The organism is Lysobacter stagni, assembly GCF_030053425.1.
Taxonomy (GTDB): Bacteria; Pseudomonadota; Gammaproteobacteria; order Xanthomonadales; family Xanthomonadaceae; genus Lysobacter_J; species Lysobacter_J stagni.
The window spans coordinates 496,911-517,898 of the sequence record NZ_JASGBI010000001.1 but is presented as its reverse complement, the minus strand read 5'-3'; the positions used below and the strand labels follow the sequence as shown (position 1 = coordinate 517,898).

Sequence of the window (20,988 nt, the reverse complement as noted above, 5' to 3'; positions counted from 1 at the left end):
TCGCGTGTGCGCATGACTGCCTGGAGCATCGTCTTCGCGATCGGCGCCGCGCAGGCGATCCTGCTGACGCTCGCGCTGTGGCGGCGACCGGTAAACGCGGGCAGCAATCGCGTGCTGTCGGCGTGGATCGGCCTCATCGGCGTGGACCTGGCGGTCAAGGCGCTGCACTTCCAAGGGGCCGATGCCGGGCTGTTCAAGCTGTATCGCCTGATGCAGCTGTTTCCGTTCTTCTACGGCAGCCTGTTCTACGTGTACGTGCAGACGCTCACGCAGGGACGCGGTTTCGAGCGGCGCGATACGGTGCACCTGATCCCGTTCGCGCTGGCGGTACTGGCGAACCTGGACATCTTCCTGATGGACCGCGCGCAGATCCAGGCGCTGCTGGACCGCCTCGCGGCCGGCGCGCCGTGGCCGCAGTCGCCGCGGCTGGACATCGCGCTGTTCGCGGCGGGTGTGGGCTACGTGGTGGCCGCGCTGGTGCATGTGCGTCGCTATCGCATCGGCCTTCTGGCGCGGCGTTCGGACGCAGACCGCATGTCGTTGCGCTGGATCGACGTGATGGCCGGCTGGCAGATCGTGATCTGGTGCATCGCGCTCATCCAATGGCAGCTGCGCATCCCCGGAGTCGACTACCCGCTGATCTACGGCGCGGTCGCGGCGTGGGTGTTCGCGGTCGGGTATCTCAGCCTGGCGCAGCCGATGGTCGTGGTGGAAACGCCGGCCGTCGATGTGGCCGCGCCGACGGCGGGAGCGCAGGAGATGGTCGACGACGTGCGCTTCCCGACCGTCGAGGCGCGCCTGGCGCAACTGATGGAAGCCGATCGTCTGTACCGCGAGCCGGCACTGACCATCGGCCAACTCGCGCGTCGCAGCGGCTATCCCGAATACCTGGTCTCGGCGGTGATCAACCGCCGCTTCGAGGGCAATTTCTGGTCGTGGATCAACCGCCATCGCATCGAGGCCGCCCGCGCCTGCCTGGCCGACCCGCACGACACGCGCACCGTCCTCGATATCGCGTACGACTGCGGTTTCACTTCCAAGTCCACGTTCAACGCGGCCTTCAAGCGCGAGGTGGGCGATACGCCCAGCGCCTACCGCCAACGCCACGCCGCCATGCCGTCACTGCGCGACGCGGACCGCTGAAGCCAGCGCCGGATCGAAGCGCGTGCGCAGCAGCGTTTCGCAGATCGCCAGGTTGATCGTCCAGCAACTCCATGCGGCGAACACATAGACGGTGAGGAAGGGCAGGTGCAGCATGCCCAGCCCCAGCCCCAGGGTGATGCGCAGCGTGACCGCCGATGCCGTCAGCGCCACGCTGCGCCACATCCAGCGGCGATGCGCTTCGTGGTGGCCGCGCACGGCATGGGCGATGCCGGTGGCGGTCACGCCCAACCAGGCCAGCGCCAGCAGCGCGAATCCCGAGCCGCTCGCCCACCCACCCTGCGCGTGGCGCGCCAGGGACAGGCCGGCCAGCCCGCCGATCAGCACGCCGCCCGTATACAGCCCGCCGCCGATGCGATGCAGGGTCGGCCAGCGTCGGCGCAGGCGCTGGCTCATCTGCCAGGGCGCCAGCAGCAGGGCCAGTCCGCCGCCGAAGAAGTGCGCCGGCACGTCCAGTCCGGAGATGGCGAACTGTCGGGCCAGTGGCCCGGCCGCCGTGAACCCGCGGAACAGGAAGGTGAAGGCGTAGGCCGCCACTGCCGTGCAGGCCAGGGCGAACAGCGCCCCTGCCGACCGCACCATCGTCTCGCGCACACCGATCGCCATGACCGCTCCACAGGCTGGAAAGGCGTCACGGTGCGGTGCGACGAAGGCGGACGTCGTCCGGATCGGCGGAACCGGACGTCCGGGCGAGGCCGCACCCCGACCGGTTCGACGTGAACAGGGCAGGCGCGTGGTATCGATGGTGCAGGGCGCATCCAACCGAGCGAGGTGGCACAGATGGACATCCGCAATGCCGTGGTGCTGGTGACCGGTGCCAACCGGGGCCTGGGGCGCGCGCTGGTCGATGCCTTCCGGCAGGCCGGTGCGAAGAAGATCTACGCGGCCGCGCGCGATCCGGCCTCGATCGCCGCCGAAGGGGTGGTGCCCATCGCGCTGGACGTCACCTCGCCCGACAGCATCGCCGCGGCCGCGCGCGACTGCGCCGACGTCAACGTGCTGGTCAACAACGCCGGCATCAGCCGCTCCGGTGTGCTGTTGTCGGACGAGGGCGAGCAGAGGGCGCGCGATGAGCTGGCGACCAACCTGTTCGGTCCATGGCGCATGACCGCCGCGTTCGCCCCGCGACTGGCCGCCAATGGCGGCGGCACGGTCGTGAATGTCCTGTCCGTGCTGAGCTGGATCAGCCTGCCGGGCACGTCGACGTACTGCATCTCCAAGGCGGCCGCGTGGTCGCTGACCAACGGCCTGCGCAACGAACTGGCCGCGCAGGGCACGAAGGTGGTCGGCGTGCACATCGGCCTGATGGATACCGACATGACCGCCGGCGTGGACGTTCCCAAGGTGTCGCCCCACGACGTGGCCGCGCAGATCGTCCATGCGGTGCGGAACGATCTGCCCGAAGTGCTGGCGGACGAGACGTCGCGACAGGTGAAGGCCAGCCTGTCCGGGGAACGGCCGGCGTACCTGATGGCCGCATCGCGGGAGTGAGCCAGGCACGCGAGGCCACGATGGGCATAATGAAACTCCCCACGTCATCGGGATTTCCGCCATGACCCTTCTCGTGACCGGCAGCGCCGGCCATCTGGGCGAAGCGCTGATGCGGCAGTTGCGCGCCGCCGGGCGCGCCGCGGTCGGCATCGACATCAAGCCATCCGCCTTCACCGACCACGTCGGCTCCATCGTCGATCGCGACTTCGTGCGACGCCACCTGCGCGGCGTGCGTTCGGTGATCCACGTCGCCACGCTGCACAAGCCGCACGTGGCCACGCATCCGCACCAGGAATTCATCGACACCAACGTGAGCGGAACGCTCACGCTGCTGGAGGAGTCGGTCGCGGCTGGCGTGGAATCGTTCGTCTTCACCAGCACCACCAGCACCTTCGGCGCCGCGCTCACGCCCGCGCCGGGCGCGCCGGCGGCATGGATCGATGAAGACGTCGTGCCGATCCCGAAGAACATCTACGGCGTGACCAAGCTCTCGGCGGAGCTGCTGTGCGAGCTGTTCCATCGCAAGCGTCGCCTGCCGGTGGTGGTCCTGCGCACTTCGCGCTTCTTCCCCGAGCCCGACGACAGCATCGACGTGCGCAACGGCTATTCCACCGCGAACGCGCAGGTGAATGAACTGCTGTACCGCCGCGTGGACATCGAGGATGCGGTCAGCGCGCACCTGCTGGCGGTGGAGCGTGCGCGCGCCATCGGTTTCGGCCGCTACATCATTTCCTCGACCACGCCCTTCACGCGCGAAGACCTTCCGGAACTGCGCCGCGATGCGCCCGCGGTGGTGGCACGGCGCTTCCCCGAGGCCGCCGCGCTGTACGCGGCGCGTGGCTGGCGTCAGTTTCCCCACGTCGATCGCGTGTACGACAACGCCCGCGCCCGCCACGCGCTGGGCTGGCAGCCGCGCTACGACTTCGCGTCGGCATTGGATGCGTTGCGGCGCGATGCGGATTTCCGCAGCCCGCTGGCCGAAGCCGTGGGCAGCAAGGGATATCACGGCCAGGTGTTCGAGGAAGGCCCGTACCCCGTGGCTTCGTGACGGCGGGGCAGGGCGGCGCGATGCCGTCCTGCCCACGTCCGTGACGCGTCAGCCTCCCTTCGGCGTGACCCGTACGGCGGCCGCTTCGGTGAAGGCGATGCGCAGCATGTCGCCGACCTTCAGCTGGGGCAGGCGCGCGCGGTGTTCGGGCTTCACCACGTCCAGCGTCACCACGTTGCCGCGCGGCCCTTCGACGGTGACCGTGTTGTTCGCCAGGTCGATCGCGCGGATCGGCGCCAGCACAGTGACGATTTCCGCCGCGCCCACGCGCGGACGCTCGCCGGTCTTGGCGATGTCCTGCTTCTGCTTGATGTAGGCGCCGGGTTCGGCGCTGCCGGCCGGCTGGATGTCCACCGTCACCGAACGCAGGTAGTCCAGCGTGACGCGGTCGCCCACGCGCACCTGGCTGAAGTTGCGCACCGTGTCGTCCGCGTGCACTTCGACCTCGTTGCCCTCAGGCCCGCGCACGGTGATCAGGCGTGAGGGCGTGTCGATCTTCGTGACCTCGCCTTCCACCGTCAGCTGCACGGCGGCGACTTCCTGCGGGCCGGCGTCGGCCGGTGTCGTCGTGGAGCAGCCGACGCCCAGTGCGAGGGCGAGGACAAGCGGAACCAGGGGCAGCCGATGCGTCATCACAGGGGTCTCTCCTTGGGTGGACGACCGCCGCGGCTGGGGCCGCGGCGTTGAGTGCCGTTCACTCTGGGCAAGAAACCGTGAAGAAGAAGTGTGGCCGGCGTGCGGGGCTTCAGTGCAGCGTATGGCCGTCGCGATGGCGCATCACCCGTTCCGTGGTCCGTTCGTCCGACGCGGGTTTGGGTTTCACTTCGGCCGCGTGCGCCGGCTTGGCCGGTGCACGCTCGGTCTTCGTCGCCGGCTTGCGACGCGCGCCGGCTTTCTGTTTGTCCGCTCGCATCGATGGCTCTTCGTGTGTGGAGTACGCGTCACCTTAGGGGCGCGGACGTTAGAGGTGCCGCACCGGCGCGTGAGGCATGCGTTACCGCGCACCCGCAGCGCGGCCCGTGGAAACGAAAAACCCCCGCTCAGGGCGGGGGTTCTGGTGGTCCGATGCGGCCAGGATCAGTGGTGCAGCAGGACGTCCGCGATGATGCCGGTCGCGACCGCGATCAGCACGTAGCGACCGTCGTCGCTGCGCACCCAGCGATGGCCCGGCGGCGGGGCGTGCAGCTCGTAGCGCGGGTAGTCGTCCACATAGACGCGACGCTCGACGTACACCACGCCGCGGCGGTAGTCGTGCTTGTCATGGCCACGCTTGCGACCGTGGTCGTGATCGTGATCGTCGTCGTGATGATGACGGTCGTGGTCGTGGTGCTTGTCGTGGGCCGAGGCCACCACCGGCGACAGCGCCAGGAAGCCGATCACGAGTGCGGACAGCAGGTGCTTCATGGGATCCCCTGTTGGTGCGGCTGAACGGGTGCCGCGTGGGATCGATCCTGCCGTGATGCCACGATATGGCAAGCCGGGACTTCACCAAACCTTGACGCACGTCGCCGTTCCGGCGCGGTTGGCTTCATGTCGGCCTCAGGTAAGCGCTTCCACGCCTTGCGCCGATGCCGAAGGCCGCGGCGGTCGCCGCATCGGACCTGATAAAACCAGGGCGACGCGCGGGGCCCAGTCCGCGCGCCGCCCGGGATCTCCCTGACGAGGAGGTGGCCAGTGTTGCGGGCGCGCGTCGCACCAGGCGAGACGCGCCGTCGCACTCAGGCGCCGACGCGCTCGCGCACCAGCGCCATGTCGCGCACGGGGCGCACTTCGATCGAGCCGGTCCGCGACCACGGGAACGAATGCGCGATGCGCAGTGCTTCGTCCATGTTCGCCGCCTCGATCAGGTTGAAGCCGGCGAAGACTTCCTTGGCCTCGGCGAAGGGGCCGTCGATCACCGCCGTCGAGCCGTTGCGCGTGCGCACGGAGCGTGCCGCCACCGGTTCCTCGAGTTGTTGCGAATCCAGCAGCACGCCGGCGGCGCGCAATTCGTCGGCCTTCTGCAGGCAACCGCGCATCAGGCGGTCGAACTCGCCCTCGGGCAGTGCGCTCATCAATTCAGGATCGGTGTAGATCATCAACAGGAATTTCATCGCGTTCTCGGCAGGGGACGGATGGGGAACCGGCATTGTGGCGCATGTGCGCGCGTCTGCCTTGCGCGCGCAGCGGCATTCGACGATTCGCCCGTTCACGGGATGATCCTTCCCCATCGCACCGGCTTATCGCGGGCGTCGTCGATGCCTACCCTGACACCTCCCCCGATGTTCCCTTCCAGAGTCCCCGCAAGGAGCGCCCCCATGCTTTCGCCGCGCCAGGCCCAGTTCGCTTTCGTCCCACTGGTGGTCACGCTGATGTCGGGCGTGATGAGTTTCGCCATGACCGCGCTGCACCGCGGCTTCGGGCCCGGCTTGATGGAGGCGTGGCTGCACGGCTGGCCGGTCGCCTTCGCCGTGGCGTTGCCCACCGCGTGGCTGGTGCTGCCCGGCGTGCGCGCGCTGCTCGCCCGCGCGACCTGCACGGTGCCGGCATCGCGCAGCCTGGGTAGGCTGGGTTGATCGCGCCCATGGCAAACGGGCTGCACGCGGCCCTTCCGGTACGATGCCGCGGATTCGACACACGAACAGGAATTCCGGCATGACGCCGAAGGCGGACACTTCCGTGCACGACCCCATCATCGACGTGCGTGGACTGACCAAGACCTACGCGTCGGGGTTCCAGGCGCTCAAGACCATCGACCTGCAGATCCGGCGCGGCGAGATCTTCGCGCTGCTCGGCCCCAACGGCGCGGGCAAGACCACGCTGATCAGCATCATCTGCGGCATCGTCAACGCCAGCGCCGGCAGCGTCAGCGCCGACGGGCACGACATCGTGCGCGACTACCGTGCCGCGCGGATGAAGATCGGACTGGTGCCGCAGGAGCTGTCGACGGACGCGTTCGAGAGCGTGTGGGCGACCATGCGTTTCTCGCGTGGCCTGTTCGGCAAGCCGCGCGACGACGCGTACCTGGAGAAGGTGCTGCGCGACCTGTCGCTGTGGGACAAGAAGGACAACAAGATCATGACGCTGTCCGGCGGCATGAAGCGCCGGGTGCTGATCGCCAAGGCACTCGCGCACGAGCCCTCGATCCTGTTCCTGGACGAACCGACCGCCGGCGTCGACGTCGAACTGCGCCACGACATGTGGGAAATGGTGCGGCGACTGCGCGAGAACGGCACCACCGTCATCCTGACCACGCACTACATCGAGGAGGCCGAGGACATGGCCCACCGCATCGGCGTGATCAACAAGGGCGAGCTCATCCTGGTCGAGGACAAGGCCACGCTGATGCGCAAGCTCGGCAAGAAGCAGCTGACCCTGCAGCTTCAGGCGCCGCTGGAACGCATCCCTGAAGGGCTTTCGTCGTATCCGCTGGAACTCACTGGCGACGGCGCCACCCTGGTCTACACCTTCGACGCGCAGGCGGAAGAGACCGGCATCGCCGCGCTGTTGCGCCGGCTGCACGACCAGGGCATCGACTTCAAGGACCTGCACTCCAGCGAGAGTTCGCTCGAGGAGATCTTCGTCAGCCTGGTGCACAGGGGCCGGGAGGCGCGCGCATGAACCTCCACGCGATCCGCGCCATCTACCGCTTCGAGATGGCCCGCACCTTCCGCACGCTGATGGAGAGCATCGTCTCGCCGGTGTTGTCCACGTCGCTGTATTTCGTGGTGTTCGGCGCGGCGATCGGCGGACGCATGGGCGAGGTGGACGGCGTGAGCTACGGCGCCTTCATCATCCCCGGCCTGATCATGCTGTCGCTGCTGAGCGAAAGCATCTCCAACGCGTCCTTCGGCATCTACATGCCCAAGTGGGCGGGCACGATCTACGAGCTGCTGTCCGCGCCGGTGTCGGCGATGGAGATCGTGATCGGCTACGTCGGCGCGGCAGCGACCAAGTCGCTGATGCTGGGCACGCTGATTCTGGTCACCGCGCGCTTCTTCGTGCCGTACGGCATCCAGCATCCGTTCTGGATGCTGTGCTTCCTCGTTCTGACCGCGCTGACCTTCAGCCTGTTCGGCTTCATCATCGGCCTGTGGGCCGACAGCTTCCAGCGCCTGCAGCTGGTGCCGTTGATGGTCGTGACGCCGCTGACGTTCCTGGGCGGCGCGTTCTATTCCATCAACATGCTGCCGCCGGTGTGGCAGAAGATCGCGCTGTTCAACCCGGTCGTGTATCTGATCAGCGGGTTCCGCTGGAGCTTCTACGGCATCTCCGACGTCAATGTCGGCGTCAGCGCGGCGGCGATCCTGGGCTTCCTCGTCCTGTGCCTGGCCGTGGTGTGGTGGATCTTCCGCACCGGATGGAAACTCAAGGCCTGACGACACTCACGCGCCGGGCGAAAGCTCCTGGCGCAACCAGCGGTCGATCATGCGCTTCTCGAAACGCAGCGGATCGCTGTCGTTGGGCGAATCGCCCATCAGGAAGGCGGAGTCGCGCAGTGTGCGTTCGCCCTGCGTGATGACCTGGCCGTCCGCGCCGGTGAGCGTGACGTTGAGCGTCATGCGTGGCGGATACAGGTCGCGGATGATGCGGGTGAACTGGAGGTCCGGACTGCGCCAGGGTTCATAGGCGCCGGCACGGCGGATGTCGACGATGTCGACGTCCAGTCGCTGGCCTTCGGGCAATCGAGTGGCAGCCCGATCGCGCAGGTAGACCGCCAGTTCCTCGACCCAGTTGCCACGCGCGGCTTCGGTGCGATTGCCGCTGTAGCGCACTTCGCTGAACTTCGCCGGGTCTCCCCAGCGCACGCTGACCGGCCCTTCGGTGGGCAGTGCGCGTGGGGCGTTGGCGTCGGTGACGTTGCGCACGCGCGCGTCGGCGGCGCCGACAGCGGCGAGCAGTGCGAGAGCAAGAAGGAGAGGCCGCAGGTTCATGGCGCGCTCCGCAGGTGGCCGATGAAAGGCATTGTCCGCCCGGCCGCTCGAACTGCCAAGGCAGGCGCCTTGCGACGTACAGCCGCCAGTTCGCTGCGGTCAAAGCCTGAATCCCGGCCACACGAATGGATGACCTGAATCGGACTCACGGCGGGCGACCCATGGCTTTGGGAGGAATCCCATGGGGCTGGCGAATGCGGTTCGGGGAATCCGCCGCTCCCCCGCCCAGAGATTTCGCGATGCCCTTCCTTGTTTCCCCATGCGCCCGCCGCCGGGTGGCCCGCGTGCTGTTCGTCGCCATGCTCGTGGCATGCGGTGGGTCAGCGGTACCGGTCAGCGCGCACGCGCGCCATCGTTCGGCAGCGTTGCAGTTCGCGCCGCACCTGCCTTCGCCGCCGCGGTTGCCAGCGGTGGAGCGTTCGACGATGCCGCGGCAGGACGTGCGACCCGGGACGAATGAACTACCCAGCCGCTGGCCCGTGGATGAGGTGCGCGTGACATCCGGATTCGGCGAACGCCACGACCCGTTCCATCGAGGCGCGCATTTCCACACCGGGATCGATTTCGGTGGGCGGGTGGGTACGCCGATCCATGCCGTCGCCGACGGTGTGGTGGTGGAGGCCGATTTCCGCGCGGACTACGGCAACGTGGTGCAGGTCGACCACGGCGACGGCTGCGTCACGCTGTACGCCCACAACAGCCGCCTGGACGTGCACAAGGGCGACGTCGTGCGCGCAGGGCAGGAAATCGCGCGCATGGGGGCCACCGGACACGCGACCGGGCCGCACCTGCACTTCGAGATGCGGCGGGCCGGCGAACGCGTCGACCCGGAGCGCTATCTGGCCGGGCTGTCGCCCGGCGACGCGTCAGGTCTTGAACCAGACTTCGACCGTACCGCTGACCTTCATCGTCATTGGATTGCCACGACGATCCAGTGACTTGCCCACGGGCAGGCGGACCCAGCCTTCGCTGACGCAGTACTCGTCGACGTTGGTGCGCTCCACGCCGTTGAAACGGATGCCGATGCCGCGCTCGAGCGTGGCTTCGTCGTAGTGCGGGCTGCGCGGGTCGTTGGAGAGGCGGTCGGGCGGGGTGTCGGTCATGGTCGGTTCCGTCGGGACTGCGGGCCGCGCGGCCGGGCCGGCGGGCGCATAAGGATACGTGCGCCCACCGCCTTTGGCGCGCGGCCTACTTGAGGACGTAGCCGCTCAGACGCCAGGTGCCGTCCTCGTCCTGGCGGAAGGAGACCAGCTCATACCCCGTGCGGTTGCCGGCGAAGCGGGTCTCGAACTCGACGTTGGCGTACATCCCCGCCGGAAGGTTGGCAGCCCCCGGAGTGGAGTGACGGCTGACCGCGGTCCAGCGCCGCGAGGTCACCGCACCCAGCGGCTTGCGCTGCGTGGCGATGGTGTCGACGAACGTCTTGCGGTCCACGCTGCGTTTGGCCAATGCCGAGGCGCCGTCCCATACCTCGCCAGCGCGCGCGGTGTCGATCAGCTGGGCGACCTGCAGCCCTGCGTTGGCCAGCGTGTTCGGGTCGATGTCGCGGGCGGGCGCCGTGGCGGCCGCGGGCGCGGCGGGTTGCTGCGCGGCGACCGGCGCCAGGCCAGCGCAGGCGAGCAGGCCGGCACAGGCGAGCTGTCGAAGCTTCATGTGAGGAGGGTCCTGGGGGCGGGGGCTGCAGTATCCCGCCGGGCGCGCCACGAGGGGGTCAGGAATGTTCGCCCCGCCCCTGCAGGCGGGCGACGCGGATCACGGCGCGCACCTGTTCGCGGTCGCGGTGGCGGGAGATGGCGACCGCGCCCAGCGCGATCGCCCGCTCGCGCAGCTCGGCGGGGACGTCGTAGTGCGCCCCGGAGGTCTTGTTCTGGAAGGCCCGGCGCGGGATCTCCAGCTGCTCGGCCATGGCGTGCAGCTCGTCCAGCGTGTCGGCCATCAGGTGGGCCCAGCGGCGGCCGCGCCAAAGGTGCACCGCATCATCGACGTACACCGTCATGGGCAGTCCGGGGGCGTCATCGGGGGGCCTGCGACCCCTGAATGGGGAAAATATGAACGGGCGGTACCTCCAGCCATTGCATCGGGGGCAACAACCGTCTACCGTTCGCAACGCTGTGTTCGCCAAGGGTCACTGTGATCGTGACCCGATGTAGATTCCGATCCATCATCGTTGCACCTCGCTTTCTCCTTGCAACCAGCTTATGCCGCCTCGTGCGGCCCATTCATCCGTTACAAGGAGCAAAGAAATGTCGAACCGTGAAACCGGTACCGTCAAGTGGTTCAACGATGCCAAGGGCTTCGGCTTCATCAGCCGTGAGAACGGAGACGACGTGTTCGTCCACTTCCGTTCGATCCAGGGCTCGGGCTTCAAGAGCCTGCAGGAAGGCCAGAAGGTGACCTTCACCGTCGTGCAGGGCCAGAAGGGCCTGCAGGCCGACGCCGTGCAGCCGCTCTAAGCGATCGCTGAACGACACGAGAAAGCCCGGCTTCGGCCGGGCTTTTTCTTTTTCAGGCGGACAGCCAGGGCGTCCACCTCAGCGCCGCACGCGCACCATCGTGTCCATCAGGTGTTCCAGCGAGGAACCCGCCGCGGTGCAGCGTCCCAGGTGCACCGGTGAGGTCTGGATGATCGAGCTGCGCTTGGCAGTGAGCCAGTGGAAGCGCGCGCGCTGCGGCAGCAGGCCGATGGGGCCGCTGCCCGGGCCGCCGGCGCAGATCGCCTCGATCGCGGCGAGGTGCCGGCGCACGGTCTCCAGGTCGATGTCGGGATCGATCGCGCGCAGGCGCGCCTCGTCCACTTCGATGCGTGCCTCCAGGAACTTCGCCGTGGGGCACGACAGGATGACGCCGACGTTGACGAATTCCTCGCGCTCCACGCGCGGCACCACGCGGATCACCGCGTAGTCGTAGGTGTCGCGGCTGCGGGGCGTGTCAGGCGCGTGCACGGATCGCCTCCTCGACGAAGCGCTGGCGATGCGCCAGGCGCTGCAGGAAATGTTCGACGTAGGCCGCGCGGTGCTCGGCCGGATCGCGTGGCGTGTCGGCGCCGACCAGCCAGGCGTCGGGCACCTGCGCCAGGATCGATTCGAACGTCCCGCGCGACAGCGTCGGTGCCAGGCGCGCATCCGCGCCGGCGATGTCGTCGGCCTGCGCCAGCAGGACATGTTCGCGGATCATCGGAAACGCACTGTCGGCGTGCGTGGGCGACCCGTCCCAGCCATGATGGAAATACAGCGCGGCGCCGTGGTCGATCAGCCACGGCTTGCGGTGCCAGACCAGCAGGTTGGGATTGCGGAAGCTGCGGTCCACGTTGCTGGCGAACGCGTCGAACCACACGATCTCCGAGGCCAGCGCGCCCGGCACCTGCTCGGCGACGGGGTCGAAATTGATCGCGCCCGGCAGGTAATCGAGGGCGAGGTTGAGGCCTTCGCTGGCGCGGATCAGCTCCTGGATTTCCGGATCGGGCTCGGTGCGCGCCAGTTCGGCGTCGAGTTCGACGAACACCAGCTCCGGCATCGGCAGGCCGAGCGCGCGCGCGATCTCGCCGGCGACCAGTTCGGCGACCAGCGCCTTCGGGCCCTGGCCTGCGCCGCGGAACTTCAGCACGTACAGCCCATCGTCATCGCCCTCGATGACGGCGGGCAGCGAACCGCCTTCGCGCAGCGGCGTGACGTAGCGGGCGGCGTTGATGGTGCGCAGGGGCATGGATCGCGGCGAGGGAATGGCGGCGACAGGTTACCCGCACTCACCGCCGGGCGCGCCGGTCGCGTGCGGTGCGATGCGCGCTACCAGGTGTCCTCGAGCATGCGCGGACGGCTCGCCATCCAGCCGCCCCAGGCCAGCACGAGCAGGCAGAAGGCGAGGAATGCGAACGGCCACGACCAGCCGTGGCTGATCTCGTGCAGCCAGCCGAACAGCAGCGGCCCCAGGCAGCTCAGGCTGTAACCCACGCCCTGCACGAAGCCGGACAGTCGCGAGGACCCGTCGGGCGTGCGCGTGCGCAGGTTGATCAACGTGAGCGACAGCGGAAACGTGCTGGGCCCCAGTCCGAGCAGCGCGACCCACAACAGCGGCGCGGCCATCGGCGCCGTCAGCAGGCCGGCGAATGCGCCCAGATAGGCCAGCACGCAGCCCAGCACCAGCGGGAACGGGTTGGCGATGCGCACCGCCAGCGCCGGCAGCAGCAGCGCGCTCAGCAGGCCCATCGTAGAGAACAGCGCGACCATGCTGCCGCCCAGCGCGCGCGTGCCGCCGGCTTCGGTCAGCAGCTTCGGCAGCCAGGTGAACATCGAATACGTCGTCAGCGAGGTCATGCCGAACATCAGCGTCAGGCCCCACGCCACCGGCGAGCGCCACACCTGGCCGACGCGACGCGTGCAGGCAAGCTCGGGCGCCTCGTCGCCCGCCACCACGGCGCAGTCGTGCGCGTGCGCCAATGCCTGCGCCTGTCGTGAACGGCCGTGCCGCTCCATCCACAGCACGCCGATCCACGGCATCGCGGCCGCGGCGGCAAGCAGCGACCACGCGCCCAGCGACACGCGCCACCCCGCGCTCTGCGCCAGCGGCACCGCCAGCAGTGCGGGAAGGATGGTGCCCAGCTGCAGCACGGCGATGTACATCGTGCTGACGGTGCCGATGCGGTCGGCGAAGTAGCGTTTCACCAGCGGCGGCAGCACGACGTTGCCCATGCCCATGCCCGACAACGCCAGCGCCGACGTCACCAGCAGCATCGAGACATCGCCAACGAACGCCCGCGCCAGCAGGCCCAGTGCGGCCAACAGCATCGCCAGCAGCGCCGTGCGCTCCAGGCCAAGGCGATGCGCGATAGCCGGCGTGACCACACCAAACAGCGCGAACGCCGCAGTCGGCACCATGCCGAGCACGCCCGTCATGGTCGCGCCGAAACCGAAGGTCTGCCCCAGGCTTTCGAGCAGGGGCGTCAGTGACGTCACCGCGGTACGCAGGTTGAACGCCGACATCGCGATGCCCGCGAGCACCAGTGCGCGATCGCGCCACAACGGGCGGACGAGCGGGGCGGCGAGGGCGACGTTGGCATCCATGAGGGAATATTCCGTTGGCGCCCGGAACGGACGCGAGCATGCGGGGGAGGGGCGCAGCGCGGGAGCATGCGCACGCTGCGCAGTGTGCGGCACTCGCGCGCGATGAACCACCCGCGAGGCGACAACACTGGGTTCCACCGTCGCCTTTCACCGTGCGATCACCATGCTGAGCCGCGTCCGAGCGCACGTTGCCGGATTCACTCCCAGTTCGCGACGCGCGCACAAGACTCCAGTCCCCTGCCACAAGCGAGGACCAACGATGAAGAATTCCGTGATGCTGGGTGCGCTGCTGTTCGTCGCCGGCGCGGCGCCCGCGCAGGCTGCAGCGCCGAAGGAACCGTTGACCGAGGCACAGGTGCGCGCGCGCCTGACCGAACAGGGCTACACCAGGGTCAACGACGTGAAGTTCGAGGACGGCGTGTGGAAGGCCGACGCGCGCAGCGCCGAAGGCAACCACGTCGACGTGCGCCTGGATGCGAAGACCGGGCGCGTCTACCCGGACGAACAGATCGCCAACCTCAGCGAAGCCGATGTGCGCGCGAGACTGTCCGCCGCCGGCTACACCAACGTGCACGACGTCGACTTCGAAGACGGAATCTGGAACGCCGAAGCCGACGACCCCGCTGGCAAGGATGTCGAGCTGAAGCTCGATCCCGCCACGGGCAAGGTCATCGGCAAGGAAAAGGACTGACCAGGCGCCTCATCCGGCAAAGCCTGGACGTCCGTGGAGCCCTCCTTCCCGGGAGGGCTCCACATTCATGAAGGGGGTGTCTCCGGTTGGCTGGCGGCGGCGCCCGGGGCTCCTTACTATCGGCCGGCATTCCCGCACAGGTGTCCCATGAAGCTACCGGCCGTATCGCTGCTCGCGCTGTCCCTTTCCGCCGCCCTCCAACCGGCGCTCGCCCACAAGCCCGCCGTTCCCGATATCGATCCGCAGCGGCTGTCGCAGGACGTGAAGGTCCTGTCCTCGGACGAATTCGAAGGCCGTGGCCCGGCCACCGCTGGCGAAACCAAGACCGTCGATTACGTGGTCGCGCAGATGAAGGCCGCGGGCCTGCAGCCGGGCGGCGATCTCAAGGACGGCAAGCGCGAATGGACGCAGGCCGTGCCGCTGGCACGCGCGGAGATCAAGGGCACGCCGCAACTGTCGGTGAAGGTGAAGGGCAAACCGCAGCCGCTGACGCAGGGCGAGCAGATCGCCGTGCGCGCCGCGCAGGACGGTGCGACCGCCATCAACATCGCCAATGCACCGCTCGTGTTCGCCGGGTACGGCGTCAACGCGCCGGAACGCGACTGGGACGACTTCAAGGGCGTGGACCTGAAGGGCAAGATCGCCGTCGTGCTGATCAACGACCCCGACTTCGAGGGCGGTGAAGGCGACTTCGGCGGCAAGGCCATGACCTACTACGGTCGCTGGACCTACAAGTACGAAGAAGCCGCCCGCCAGGGCGCGCTGGGCCTGCTGATCGTGCACGAGACCGAACCGGCGTCGTACGGCTGGGCCACGGTCAAGAACTCCAACACCAACACGATGTTCGATGTCGTGCGCGACAAGCCGGCCTCGGTCCATCCGCGGATGGAAGGCTGGATCCAGCGCGATTTCGCGGTGGACCTGTTCAAGCAGGCGGGCCTGGATTTCGACGCGTTGAAGGCGCAGGCGAAGACGCGTGCATTCAAGCCGGTCGAGCTCAAGGGCGTCACGCTGAACGCCAAGTACGACGTCAACCGCGAGATCATCACCTCGCACAACATCGTCGGCCGTCTCGACGGCGCCAAGCGTCCGGACGAGACCGTCATCTACTCCGCGCACTGGGACCATCTCGGCGTGGGCCAGCCGGATGCGAAGGGCGACAAGATCTACAACGGCGCCGTCGACAACGCCACCGGCACCGCCGCGCTGATCGAACTGGGTCGCGCGTTCGCCAAGGCGCCCAAGCCGGATCGCTCCATCGTGTTCCTGGCCGTCACCGCGGAGGAAAAGGGCCTGCTGGGTTCGGAGTACTACGCGTCCAAGCCGCTGTACCCGCTGGGCAAGACCGTGGCCGTGCTCAACATGGACGCACTTGATCCGCACGGGCCGGCGCGCAACTTCACCACCTCCGGCAGCGCCAAGCAGGAACTGCTCGACCAGCTGGTGGCCACCGGGCAGAAGTGGAACCTGGCCTACGTGACCGATCCGAAGCCGGAAGCGGGCCACTTCTTCCGCTCTGACCACTTCCCGTTCGCCAAGCGCGGCGTGCCGGCGATCTCGTTCGGTTCGGGCAACGACCTGGTCGACGGCGGCCTGGAAGCCGGCAAGAAGATGGAAGACGCCTACGTCGCCGACCGCTACCACCAGCCGGCCGACCAGTGGGAAGCCGACTGGGCCTTCACCGGCATGGCGCGCGACCTGGGACTGCTCTACACCGTGGGCCGCGACCTGGCCGACTCGGACGCGTGGCCGAACTGGGATGCGTCGAGCGAGTTCCGCGGCGCGCGCGACAAGACGGCGGCTGATCGCAAGTAAGGTTTCATCGGCGATTGGTGGAAGACAGAGCGGGCGGAACGCGAGTTCAGCCCGCTTTTTCTTTTGTCGACCGCAGGCCGATCACCGTTCACCCTGAGCGTAGCGAAGCGAAGTCGAAGGGCGGATGGGATGCGATGGTCGCGACTTCATCCTTCGACTCCGGCGCTGCGCGCCTACGCTCAGGACGAACGGGACTCAGGCATCCACGAGGAAGATCACTGGTGGAGATGGCCGCGCGCTTTCAGGTCGTGATCCACTCAGGCAGCACCCCGATCACCTCATCGGTATCCATCACCGTCGCGAACTCCGCGCGCAGCGTGGCCAGGTGCGCACGCTGGATCTGGTCGGCGGGAATCACCGAGCCGTCCGCGTCCGCAAGATCGAAACACGCGCAGGCATCGCCGACGACCACGGTGCGATAGCCCAGGTTCGCGGCCACGCGCGCCGTCGTGGACACGCACATGTCGGTGCTGATGCCGAACAGCACCACCGTATCCACGCCAAGCCGTCGAAGGCGCAGGTCCAGGTCGGTGCCGATGAAGGCGGCGTTGACCGACTTGGTCACCAGCGCTTCGTCCTCCAGCGGAACGAACCCGGGCCGATGCGCATTGCCGGGATGACCGGGCGCCAGCGTGGAGCCGGGCACGACTGAATCGTGCCGCACATGGATCAACGGCAGTCGCGCGCGACGCCATGCGTCGAGCAGTCGAAGGCCGTTGGCTTCCATCGCCGGATTGTTGCGCGGCGGCCACGGCGGGAAGTCGAAGCCCTGCTGCACATCGATGGGAATGAGCGCGGTGCGCACGTCGAGGTTCATGCGAATGTCCTGCGTGGAAAGGCGTCACGATGCGCGCTCGCCTGCGCCGGTCTCAACCCGGCACAATGCCGGTCACGCCGGCATGGCCACGTGCATGAAGACCCTCGACGCCACCGACCGCCAGCTCATCGCCCTGCTGCAGGACAATGCGCGCCTGTCCACGGTCGCGCTGGCCAAGGCCGTGGGACTGGGCCGCAGCACCGTGCAGGAACGGCTGCAACGCCTGGAAAACGCGGGCGTGATCGCGCAGTACACGGTGCGCCTGGGTAGCGGCGGCGACCCGCTGCAGGCCTGGTTGATGCTGCGCTACGCCGACGGTTTCAGTTGCGACGACGTGATGCCACTGCTCGCGCAGTTGCCGCAGGTGAAGCTGTGCCACAGCGTCGCGGGCGAACTCGACCTGCTGGTGCTGGTGCAGGCGGACACGCCCACGGAGCTGGCCGACCTGCGCGAACGCGTGGTCTCGTTCAAGGGCGTGGACGATGTCACCACGGTGCCGGTCCTGCGCACGACGCTGGACCGGCGCTGAGGGTGTGCGGTCAGCCCAGCTTGCGCGAGGCCACGTAGGCCAGCAGGTTGCCCGCACCGGTCACGCCCAGCAGCACGGCGACCACGCCCGGCGTGACGTCGCGCCAGCCGAAGCCTTCGATCATGCCGAAGCCGATGCCCAGCGCCAGCAGCAGGATGCCCCAGCGCAGAGAGGCGTGGCGGCGCTGCAGCGCCTCGGCCTGCACCATCGTGCGGATCAGTTCCTCCGAACCGTTGCCGGTGATCAGCTTGGCGCGGGTGCGGGCATCCACCACCACCTTGATGGCGTAGGTGATGCAGATGAACAGGGTGATCGGGATCAGGATCTCGAATGCCATGGCGTCGGTCTCTCGGTTGGGTCCTCGGGTTTGTGGACACAGATACCGGGAGCCGCCGGACGGTTGCACCGGACTTGTGAAGACGGCGTTGCAACCATCCGGCCCCTGAGCGTATCCACAGGAACATGACCGGTGAATTCGCGTGACCGAGGATGACCGCAGGCAGGTCGATGCCGTGCTGGGCAACGTGCCCGGCGCGTTCGAACGCCTCGTGCGCGAGTACCAGGGCCTGTGCTGGCACATCATCGCCCGCATGGTGCGCAACCCGGAGGACACCCGCGAGCTGTGCCAGGAAACCTTCCTGCGCGTGCACCAGTGCCTGCACCAGTACCGGGGCGAGAGCGCGCTGAAGTCGTGGATCGGGCAGGTGGCCTATTCGGTGGCCAAGCGGCACCTGGAAAAGCGCCGAATCGCCATCGCCGAAATGCCGGCCGACAGCGAGGACGACGGCCTGTCGCTGCTGGACCAGGTCGGCGACGGCTTCGATCTGGAAGGCGCCTGCGCCGATGCCGAGATCGCCGCCGGGCTGCACGAGGAGATCGAGGCCCTGCCGCCGATGCAACGGACGCTGCTCACGCTGTATCACCTGGACGAGGTACCCATCGTCGAGATCGCCCGCATCACGGGCATGGCGGAGGGTACGATCAAGAGCCATCTGTTCCGGGCCAGGGCGCGTCTGCGCGAACGCCTGCAGGCCCGGATGGGAGCCATCGCATGAACACGCCGAACGACCGATTCCCGCAGCGCCCCCTGTCGCACGCCGACCGGCAGCGCCTGGACGCCGAGTGGCTGGCGCAGGAGCGCGCGATCGAACAGGAACGCCGCGGTCTGCCGCTGGACCCGGAAGATGCGCGCCTGGCCGAATACCGCCTGATCGCGCGCGCGCTGCGCACGCCAGCGATGGAGCCACCACCGTTCGACCTCACCGCGCAGATCGTGGCGCACGTCGAACGCGCACAGCAGTTCGGCGAGCGCGTCGAGTTCTGGCTGTTGCGCGGACTGGGCCTGCTGCTGGCGGCCGTGGCCGCGGTGGCGGTCGGGGTGTACGGCGCGGACTGGGTGCCGGCGTTCGCGGAGCTGTGGCCTTCGATGTCCGCGCAGTCCAGCGGCTGGGGTGGGTTGCTGGTCGCCTGCCTGGTCGTATCGGCGCTGTGGCAGGGGATGGGGCGCCTGATGCGCGCCTCCGGGCCCCTGCACATGGCCTGACCGGACCTCCCGCCGGACGGTGACCGTCCGCGGCGTGCATGCACGTTGGTTCTGGCACCCCGGACCGTGACCGGGGGTGAGGCCCCGCCATGAACCGATTCCCCCTCGCGGCCGGTCTGTCCATCGCCCTGTGCGTCGCACTGGCCGCCTGCCAACGTCCCGCTGAGCCCTCAAGTACGTCCGCTTCCAACGCGCCAGCCACCGCGGCGGCGCCCGAAGCCGCACCTGCCGCCGCGCCAGCGCCACCCGCTGCGAAGGCGCCCACCGATCTGGAGCAGCTGGCCCAGCGTCTGGTCACCCAGTCCGCTGGCGTGCGCGAGGGCGAAACCGTCCTCATCATGGGACGACCGAGCGACGCCGAACTGCTCGAGAACATCGCCGTGAACGTGCGCAAGGTCGGCGCCTTCCCGCTGGTCACCTACAGCAGCGATCGCATGTCCAAGCGCATGTTCTTCGACGTCCCCGCGCAGTACGACGCGCAATCCGATGCGATGGCGCTGAAGCTGGCCGACATCGTCGATGTGGTCATCAGCCTGGGCAACCAGTCCAGCGAGAACCTGTTCGACGGTGCCGACCCCAAGCGCATGGCCGCGCGCGCGAAGGCCGATGAGCCGGTCGGGCAGGCGTTCCTGAAGCACAACGTGCGTACGGTGGAAGTGGGCAACAACATGTATCCCACGCCATGGCGCGCCGAGCGCTACGGCATGACGCCGGACGAGCTGTCCAGCGCGTTCTGGAATGGCGTCAACCTGGATTACAGCCAACTGCAGACGCGCGGCGAAGAGGTGCGCAAGGCCATCGCCGCCGGCAACGAAATCCACATCACGCATCCCAATGGCACCGATCTAAAGATGCGTCTGCAAGGACGCAAGGTGCTGGTGAGCGACGGCATCATCTCCGACGACGACCGCAAGGCCGGCGGCCCCGCATTGGCCGCGTACCTGCCTGCAGGCGAGGTCTACACCACGCCGGTGCCCGGCACCGCCGAAGGCAAGCTGGTGCATACGCGCTCGTTCTACCAGGGCAAGCCGATCGACAACCTCACATTGACCGTGAGCGGCGGCAAGGTCACCTCGATGGCCGGTTCGGGCCCGGGTTACGACGCCTTCAAGGCCGAGTACGACGCCGTCGACGACGCGCGCAAGGACCTCGTCGGCTTCATCGACTTCGGCATCAATCCGAACGTGACGCTGCCGGCCAAGAGCCAGGTCGGCAACTGGATGCCCGCCGGCGCGGTCACCGTGGGAACTGGCGGCAACGCCTGGGCCGGCGGTGAGAACTCCATGCCCTACGGCATCGTCGTGTTCCTGCCCGGTGCGTCGGTCACGCTGGACGGAAAGCCGGTGGTGGAGGCGGGGCAGTTGAAGCTGTAGGAGCGCGTTGCAGATACATGTCGTGATAGGTTCGGTCCGGAAAACACGGGCCGAACCCACCATGCCAGTCGTCCGCACCCCTTGGTACAAGCGCATCGCGTGGACAGGCGTCGTCCTCGGTGGAGTCCTCGTGCTGGGTGGCGCCTCGCTCGTCCTCAATCCGCGCGACCAGCAGTTCACGGACACGTACACGGTCTTCAGTTACAGGGGGAGTTACCCCGGAAGAACCGCGGAACGCAGCAACCGCATCACGCCGACGCAGAGCCGTGTGGGCGGCTTGATGATCGTGGTCCTTGGCGTCGGCCTGGTCGTGTTTTCCGTGTACGACTGGGATCGTCGGTAGCAGCGGCGGAGCAGTTCCCTCTCCCCTTGCGGGAGAGGGACAGGCCGCGAAGCGGCCAGGGAGAGGGGGCGGCTCGCCGCGCACGCATCGCCTTCGACGACGACGCAGCCATCCATGGCGGCACGTGATCGGCTTCGGGTCGCCCCGGCCGGCCATCCGTGGCCGACCGCTCATCCCACTGCGCGGCAGTGCCGCGCAAGCAGTGGG

29 protein-coding genes are annotated in these 20,988 nt (G+C 68.1%); 15 read left to right on the top strand and 14 right to left on the bottom strand.

The features are described from left to right. Window positions 1-12: 12 nt before the first annotated feature. Window positions 13-1,143 (top strand): helix-turn-helix domain-containing protein, encoded by a 1,131-nt coding sequence (locus tag QLQ15_RS02350; protein ID WP_283211255.1) that lies wholly within the window; start codon window positions 13-15, stop codon window positions 1,141-1,143. Here the strand turns inward: QLQ15_RS02350 and QLQ15_RS02345 are convergent. After that, a complete protein-coding gene (locus QLQ15_RS02345; protein ID WP_283211254.1) occupies window positions 1,120-1,767 on the bottom strand; it encodes a DUF2306 domain-containing protein in 648 nt (215 codons plus the stop codon). The genes QLQ15_RS02350 and QLQ15_RS02345 overlap by 24 nt on opposite strands. A 174-nt stretch (window positions 1,768-1,941) precedes the next feature. Here QLQ15_RS02345 and QLQ15_RS02340 point away from each other — a divergent pair, with 174 nt between their 5' ends. Continuing rightward, the gene (locus tag QLQ15_RS02340; protein ID WP_283211253.1) at window positions 1,942-2,652 is read left to right on the top strand and encodes an SDR family oxidoreductase; all 711 of its coding nucleotides are present in this window, start codon (window positions 1,942-1,944) and stop codon (window positions 2,650-2,652) included. Between the two features lie 61 nt (window positions 2,653-2,713). Next, a complete protein-coding gene (locus QLQ15_RS02335) occupies window positions 2,714-3,700 on the top strand; it encodes an NAD-dependent epimerase/dehydratase family protein (RefSeq protein ID WP_283211252.1) in 987 nt (328 codons plus the stop codon). Between the two features lie 48 nt (window positions 3,701-3,748). On the opposite strand, the gene QLQ15_RS02330 is transcribed toward QLQ15_RS02335, so the two are convergent. The 4 genes from QLQ15_RS02330 to QLQ15_RS02315 all read right to left on the bottom strand — a co-directional run bounded on the left by QLQ15_RS02330 (window position 3,749) and on the right by QLQ15_RS02315 (window position 5,793). Beyond that, window positions 3,749-4,333: a hypothetical protein gene (locus tag QLQ15_RS02330; RefSeq protein ID WP_283211251.1), complete on the bottom strand. Its 585-nt coding sequence runs from the start codon at window positions 4,331-4,333 to the stop codon at window positions 3,749-3,751. Window positions 4,334-4,445: 112 nt separating this feature from the next. Continuing rightward, window positions 4,446-4,613, bottom strand: coding sequence for a hypothetical protein (locus tag QLQ15_RS02325; RefSeq protein WP_283211250.1), 168 nt, complete (start codon window positions 4,611-4,613; stop codon window positions 4,446-4,448). Between the two features lie 164 nt (window positions 4,614-4,777). Beyond that, window positions 4,778-5,104: an RcnB family protein gene (locus QLQ15_RS02320; protein WP_283211249.1), complete on the bottom strand. Its 327-nt coding sequence runs from the start codon at window positions 5,102-5,104 to the stop codon at window positions 4,778-4,780. A 314-nt stretch (window positions 5,105-5,418) separates the two neighbouring features. Next, a complete protein-coding gene (locus tag QLQ15_RS02315; protein WP_283211248.1) occupies window positions 5,419-5,793 on the bottom strand; it encodes a YciI family protein in 375 nt (124 codons plus the stop codon). A gap of 204 nt (window positions 5,794-5,997) precedes the next feature. Between QLQ15_RS02315 and QLQ15_RS02310 the strand changes: the two genes are divergently transcribed. The 3 genes from QLQ15_RS02310 to QLQ15_RS02300 all read left to right on the top strand — a co-directional run bounded on the left by QLQ15_RS02310 (window position 5,998) and on the right by QLQ15_RS02300 (window position 8,058). After that, window positions 5,998-6,255 (top strand): DUF2798 domain-containing protein, encoded by a 258-nt coding sequence (locus QLQ15_RS02310; protein ID WP_283211247.1) that lies wholly within the window; start codon window positions 5,998-6,000, stop codon window positions 6,253-6,255. A 79-nt stretch (window positions 6,256-6,334) separates the two neighbouring features. Next, window positions 6,335-7,300 (top strand): ABC transporter ATP-binding protein, encoded by a 966-nt coding sequence (locus QLQ15_RS02305; RefSeq protein ID WP_283211246.1) that lies wholly within the window; start codon window positions 6,335-6,337, stop codon window positions 7,298-7,300. Next, window positions 7,297-8,058: an ABC transporter permease gene (locus QLQ15_RS02300; RefSeq protein WP_283211245.1), complete on the top strand. Its 762-nt coding sequence runs from the start codon at window positions 7,297-7,299 to the stop codon at window positions 8,056-8,058. Before QLQ15_RS02305 ends, QLQ15_RS02300 begins: the two co-directional genes overlap by 4 nt. Before the next feature lie 6 nt (window positions 8,059-8,064). Here the strand turns inward: QLQ15_RS02300 and QLQ15_RS02295 are convergent, their stop codons facing one another. After that, entirely contained in the window at window positions 8,065-8,613 is a 549-nt protein-coding gene (locus QLQ15_RS02295) for a DUF3016 domain-containing protein (protein WP_283211244.1), read from the bottom strand. A gap of 494 nt (window positions 8,614-9,107) precedes the next feature. On the opposite strand from QLQ15_RS02295, the gene QLQ15_RS02290 reads away from it, so the two are divergent. Next, window positions 9,108-9,551 carry a M23 family metallopeptidase gene (locus tag QLQ15_RS02290; RefSeq protein ID WP_283211243.1) on the top strand — a complete coding sequence of 148 codons (444 nt, stop codon included), beginning with the start codon at window positions 9,108-9,110 and terminating at the stop codon, window positions 9,549-9,551. On the opposite strand, the gene QLQ15_RS02285 is transcribed toward QLQ15_RS02290, so the two are convergent. The 3 genes from QLQ15_RS02285 to QLQ15_RS02275 form a co-directional block, all read right to left on the bottom strand. Then, a complete protein-coding gene (locus tag QLQ15_RS02285) occupies window positions 9,480-9,716 on the bottom strand; it encodes a DUF3297 family protein (RefSeq protein ID WP_283211242.1) in 237 nt (78 codons plus the stop codon). The genes QLQ15_RS02290 and QLQ15_RS02285 overlap by 72 nt on opposite strands. A gap of 85 nt (window positions 9,717-9,801) precedes the next feature. Next, window positions 9,802-10,266 carry a DUF4019 domain-containing protein gene (locus QLQ15_RS02280; RefSeq protein ID WP_283211241.1) on the bottom strand — a complete coding sequence of 155 codons (465 nt, stop codon included), beginning with the start codon at window positions 10,264-10,266 and terminating at the stop codon, window positions 9,802-9,804. A 58-nt stretch (window positions 10,267-10,324) separates the two neighbouring features. Then, window positions 10,325-10,609, bottom strand: coding sequence for a DUF4031 domain-containing protein (locus QLQ15_RS02275; RefSeq protein ID WP_283211240.1), 285 nt, complete (start codon window positions 10,607-10,609; stop codon window positions 10,325-10,327). A gap of 247 nt (window positions 10,610-10,856) precedes the next feature. Between QLQ15_RS02275 and QLQ15_RS02270 the strand changes: the two genes are divergently transcribed. Beyond that, window positions 10,857-11,066 (top strand): cold-shock protein, encoded by a 210-nt coding sequence (locus tag QLQ15_RS02270; RefSeq protein WP_283211239.1) that lies wholly within the window; start codon window positions 10,857-10,859, stop codon window positions 11,064-11,066. Window positions 11,067-11,144: 78 nt separating this feature from the next. Here the strand turns inward: QLQ15_RS02270 and QLQ15_RS02265 are convergent, their stop codons facing one another. From QLQ15_RS02265 to QLQ15_RS02255, 3 genes are all read right to left on the bottom strand, one after another. Further along, window positions 11,145-11,555, bottom strand: a complete 411-nt coding sequence (locus tag QLQ15_RS02265) for a DUF3037 domain-containing protein (RefSeq protein ID WP_283211238.1) — start codon at window positions 11,553-11,555, stop codon at window positions 11,145-11,147. Next, window positions 11,542-12,309 (bottom strand): HipA family kinase, encoded by a 768-nt coding sequence (locus QLQ15_RS02260; protein WP_345782432.1) that lies wholly within the window; start codon window positions 12,307-12,309, stop codon window positions 11,542-11,544. The genes QLQ15_RS02265 and QLQ15_RS02260 overlap by 14 nt, the downstream gene beginning before the upstream one ends. An 86-nt stretch (window positions 12,310-12,395) precedes the next feature. Then, window positions 12,396-13,670, bottom strand: a complete 1,275-nt coding sequence (locus QLQ15_RS02255; protein WP_432277766.1) for an MFS transporter — start codon at window positions 13,668-13,670, stop codon at window positions 12,396-12,398. Window positions 13,671-13,929: 259 nt separating this feature from the next. Here QLQ15_RS02255 and QLQ15_RS02250 point away from each other — a divergent pair, with 259 nt between their 5' ends. Continuing rightward, complete coding sequence (locus QLQ15_RS02250) at window positions 13,930-14,361, top strand: PepSY domain-containing protein (RefSeq protein WP_283211236.1); 432 nt, start codon at window positions 13,930-13,932, stop codon at window positions 14,359-14,361. Window positions 14,362-14,508: 147 nt separating this feature from the next. Further along, complete coding sequence (locus tag QLQ15_RS02245) at window positions 14,509-16,176, top strand: M28 family metallopeptidase (RefSeq protein WP_283211235.1); 1,668 nt, start codon at window positions 14,509-14,511, stop codon at window positions 16,174-16,176. 241 nt (window positions 16,177-16,417) lie between these two features. Here QLQ15_RS02245 and QLQ15_RS02240 read toward each other — a convergent pair whose 3' ends face one another. Then, on the bottom strand, window positions 16,418-16,993 hold the full coding sequence (locus QLQ15_RS02240) for a cysteine hydrolase family protein (protein WP_283211234.1): 576 nt from the start codon (window positions 16,991-16,993) through the stop codon (window positions 16,418-16,420). Window positions 16,994-17,087: 94 nt separating this feature from the next. Here QLQ15_RS02240 and QLQ15_RS02235 point away from each other — a divergent pair, with 94 nt between their 5' ends. Continuing rightward, window positions 17,088-17,522, top strand: coding sequence for an Lrp/AsnC family transcriptional regulator (locus QLQ15_RS02235; RefSeq protein WP_283211233.1), 435 nt, complete (start codon window positions 17,088-17,090; stop codon window positions 17,520-17,522). A 10-nt stretch (window positions 17,523-17,532) separates the two neighbouring features. Here the strand turns inward: QLQ15_RS02235 and QLQ15_RS02230 are convergent, their stop codons facing one another. Beyond that, the gene (locus tag QLQ15_RS02230; protein WP_283211232.1) at window positions 17,533-17,859 is read right to left on the bottom strand and encodes a hypothetical protein; all 327 of its coding nucleotides are present in this window, start codon (window positions 17,857-17,859) and stop codon (window positions 17,533-17,535) included. 142 nt (window positions 17,860-18,001) lie between these two features. Between QLQ15_RS02230 and QLQ15_RS02225 the strand changes: the two genes are divergently transcribed. From QLQ15_RS02225 to QLQ15_RS02210, 4 genes are all read left to right on the top strand, one after another. Further along, the gene (locus QLQ15_RS02225; RefSeq protein WP_283211231.1) at window positions 18,002-18,577 is read left to right on the top strand and encodes an RNA polymerase sigma factor; all 576 of its coding nucleotides are present in this window, start codon (window positions 18,002-18,004) and stop codon (window positions 18,575-18,577) included. Next, window positions 18,574-19,065 carry a hypothetical protein gene (locus QLQ15_RS02220; protein ID WP_283211230.1) on the top strand — a complete coding sequence of 164 codons (492 nt, stop codon included), beginning with the start codon at window positions 18,574-18,576 and terminating at the stop codon, window positions 19,063-19,065. Before QLQ15_RS02225 ends, QLQ15_RS02220 begins: the two co-directional genes overlap by 4 nt. A gap of 89 nt (window positions 19,066-19,154) precedes the next feature. Beyond that, entirely contained in the window at window positions 19,155-20,438 is a 1,284-nt protein-coding gene (locus QLQ15_RS02215) for an aminopeptidase (protein ID WP_283211229.1), read from the top strand. A gap of 61 nt (window positions 20,439-20,499) precedes the next feature. Continuing rightward, the gene (locus QLQ15_RS02210) at window positions 20,500-20,781 is read left to right on the top strand and encodes a hypothetical protein (protein WP_283211228.1); all 282 of its coding nucleotides are present in this window, start codon (window positions 20,500-20,502) and stop codon (window positions 20,779-20,781) included. The last annotated feature ends 207 nt before the right edge of the window (window positions 20,782-20,988 follow it).

Bases quoted from the DNA above. Each gene is read 5' to 3' on its own strand.
- QLQ15_RS02345 (WP_283211254.1), bottom strand. From the start codon at position 1,767: ATGGCGATCGGTGTGCGCGAGACGATGGTGCGGTCGGCAGGGGCGCTG.
- QLQ15_RS02230 (WP_283211232.1), bottom strand. From the start codon at position 17,859: ATGGCATTCGAGATCCTGATCCCGATCACCCTGTTCATCTGCATCACC.
- QLQ15_RS02280 (WP_283211241.1), bottom strand. From the start codon at position 10,266: ATGAAGCTTCGACAGCTCGCCTGTGCCGGCCTGCTCGCCTGCGCTGGC.
- QLQ15_RS02305 (WP_283211246.1), top strand. From the start codon at position 6,335: ATGACGCCGAAGGCGGACACTTCCGTGCACGACCCCATCATCGACGTG.
- QLQ15_RS02295 (WP_283211244.1), bottom strand. From the start codon at position 8,613: ATGAACCTGCGGCCTCTCCTTCTTGCTCTCGCACTGCTCGCCGCTGTC.
- QLQ15_RS02220 (WP_283211230.1), top strand. From the start codon at position 18,574: ATGAACACGCCGAACGACCGATTCCCGCAGCGCCCCCTGTCGCACGCC.
- QLQ15_RS02235 (WP_283211233.1), top strand. From the start codon at position 17,088: ATGAAGACCCTCGACGCCACCGACCGCCAGCTCATCGCCCTGCTGCAG.
- QLQ15_RS02315 (WP_283211248.1), bottom strand. From the start codon at position 5,793: ATGAAATTCCTGTTGATGATCTACACCGATCCTGAATTGATGAGCGCA.
- QLQ15_RS02210 (WP_283211228.1), top strand. From the start codon at position 20,500: ATGCCAGTCGTCCGCACCCCTTGGTACAAGCGCATCGCGTGGACAGGC.
- QLQ15_RS02320 (WP_283211249.1), bottom strand. From the start codon at position 5,104: ATGAAGCACCTGCTGTCCGCACTCGTGATCGGCTTCCTGGCGCTGTCG.
- QLQ15_RS02245 (WP_283211235.1), top strand. From the start codon at position 14,509: ATGAAGCTACCGGCCGTATCGCTGCTCGCGCTGTCCCTTTCCGCCGCC.
- QLQ15_RS02335 (WP_283211252.1), top strand. From the start codon at position 2,714: ATGACCCTTCTCGTGACCGGCAGCGCCGGCCATCTGGGCGAAGCGCTG.
- QLQ15_RS02240 (WP_283211234.1), bottom strand. From the start codon at position 16,993: ATGAACCTCGACGTGCGCACCGCGCTCATTCCCATCGATGTGCAGCAG.
- QLQ15_RS02325 (WP_283211250.1), bottom strand. From the start codon at position 4,613: ATGCGAGCGGACAAACAGAAAGCCGGCGCGCGTCGCAAGCCGGCGACG.
- QLQ15_RS02330 (WP_283211251.1), bottom strand. From the start codon at position 4,333: ATGACGCATCGGCTGCCCCTGGTTCCGCTTGTCCTCGCCCTCGCACTG.
- QLQ15_RS02340 (WP_283211253.1), top strand. From the start codon at position 1,942: ATGGACATCCGCAATGCCGTGGTGCTGGTGACCGGTGCCAACCGGGGC.
- QLQ15_RS02350 (WP_283211255.1), top strand. From the start codon at position 13: ATGACTGCCTGGAGCATCGTCTTCGCGATCGGCGCCGCGCAGGCGATC.
- QLQ15_RS02310 (WP_283211247.1), top strand. From the start codon at position 5,998: ATGCTTTCGCCGCGCCAGGCCCAGTTCGCTTTCGTCCCACTGGTGGTC.
- QLQ15_RS02275 (WP_283211240.1), bottom strand. From the start codon at position 10,609: ATGACGGTGTACGTCGATGATGCGGTGCACCTTTGGCGCGGCCGCCGC.
- QLQ15_RS02300 (WP_283211245.1), top strand. From the start codon at position 7,297: ATGAACCTCCACGCGATCCGCGCCATCTACCGCTTCGAGATGGCCCGC.
- QLQ15_RS02255 (WP_432277766.1), bottom strand. From the start codon at position 13,670: ATGGATGCCAACGTCGCCCTCGCCGCCCCGCTCGTCCGCCCGTTGTGG.
- QLQ15_RS02215 (WP_283211229.1), top strand. From the start codon at position 19,155: ATGAACCGATTCCCCCTCGCGGCCGGTCTGTCCATCGCCCTGTGCGTC.
- QLQ15_RS02285 (WP_283211242.1), bottom strand. From the start codon at position 9,716: ATGACCGACACCCCGCCCGACCGCCTCTCCAACGACCCGCGCAGCCCG.
- QLQ15_RS02250 (WP_283211236.1), top strand. From the start codon at position 13,930: ATGAAGAATTCCGTGATGCTGGGTGCGCTGCTGTTCGTCGCCGGCGCG.
- QLQ15_RS02270 (WP_283211239.1), top strand. From the start codon at position 10,857: ATGTCGAACCGTGAAACCGGTACCGTCAAGTGGTTCAACGATGCCAAG.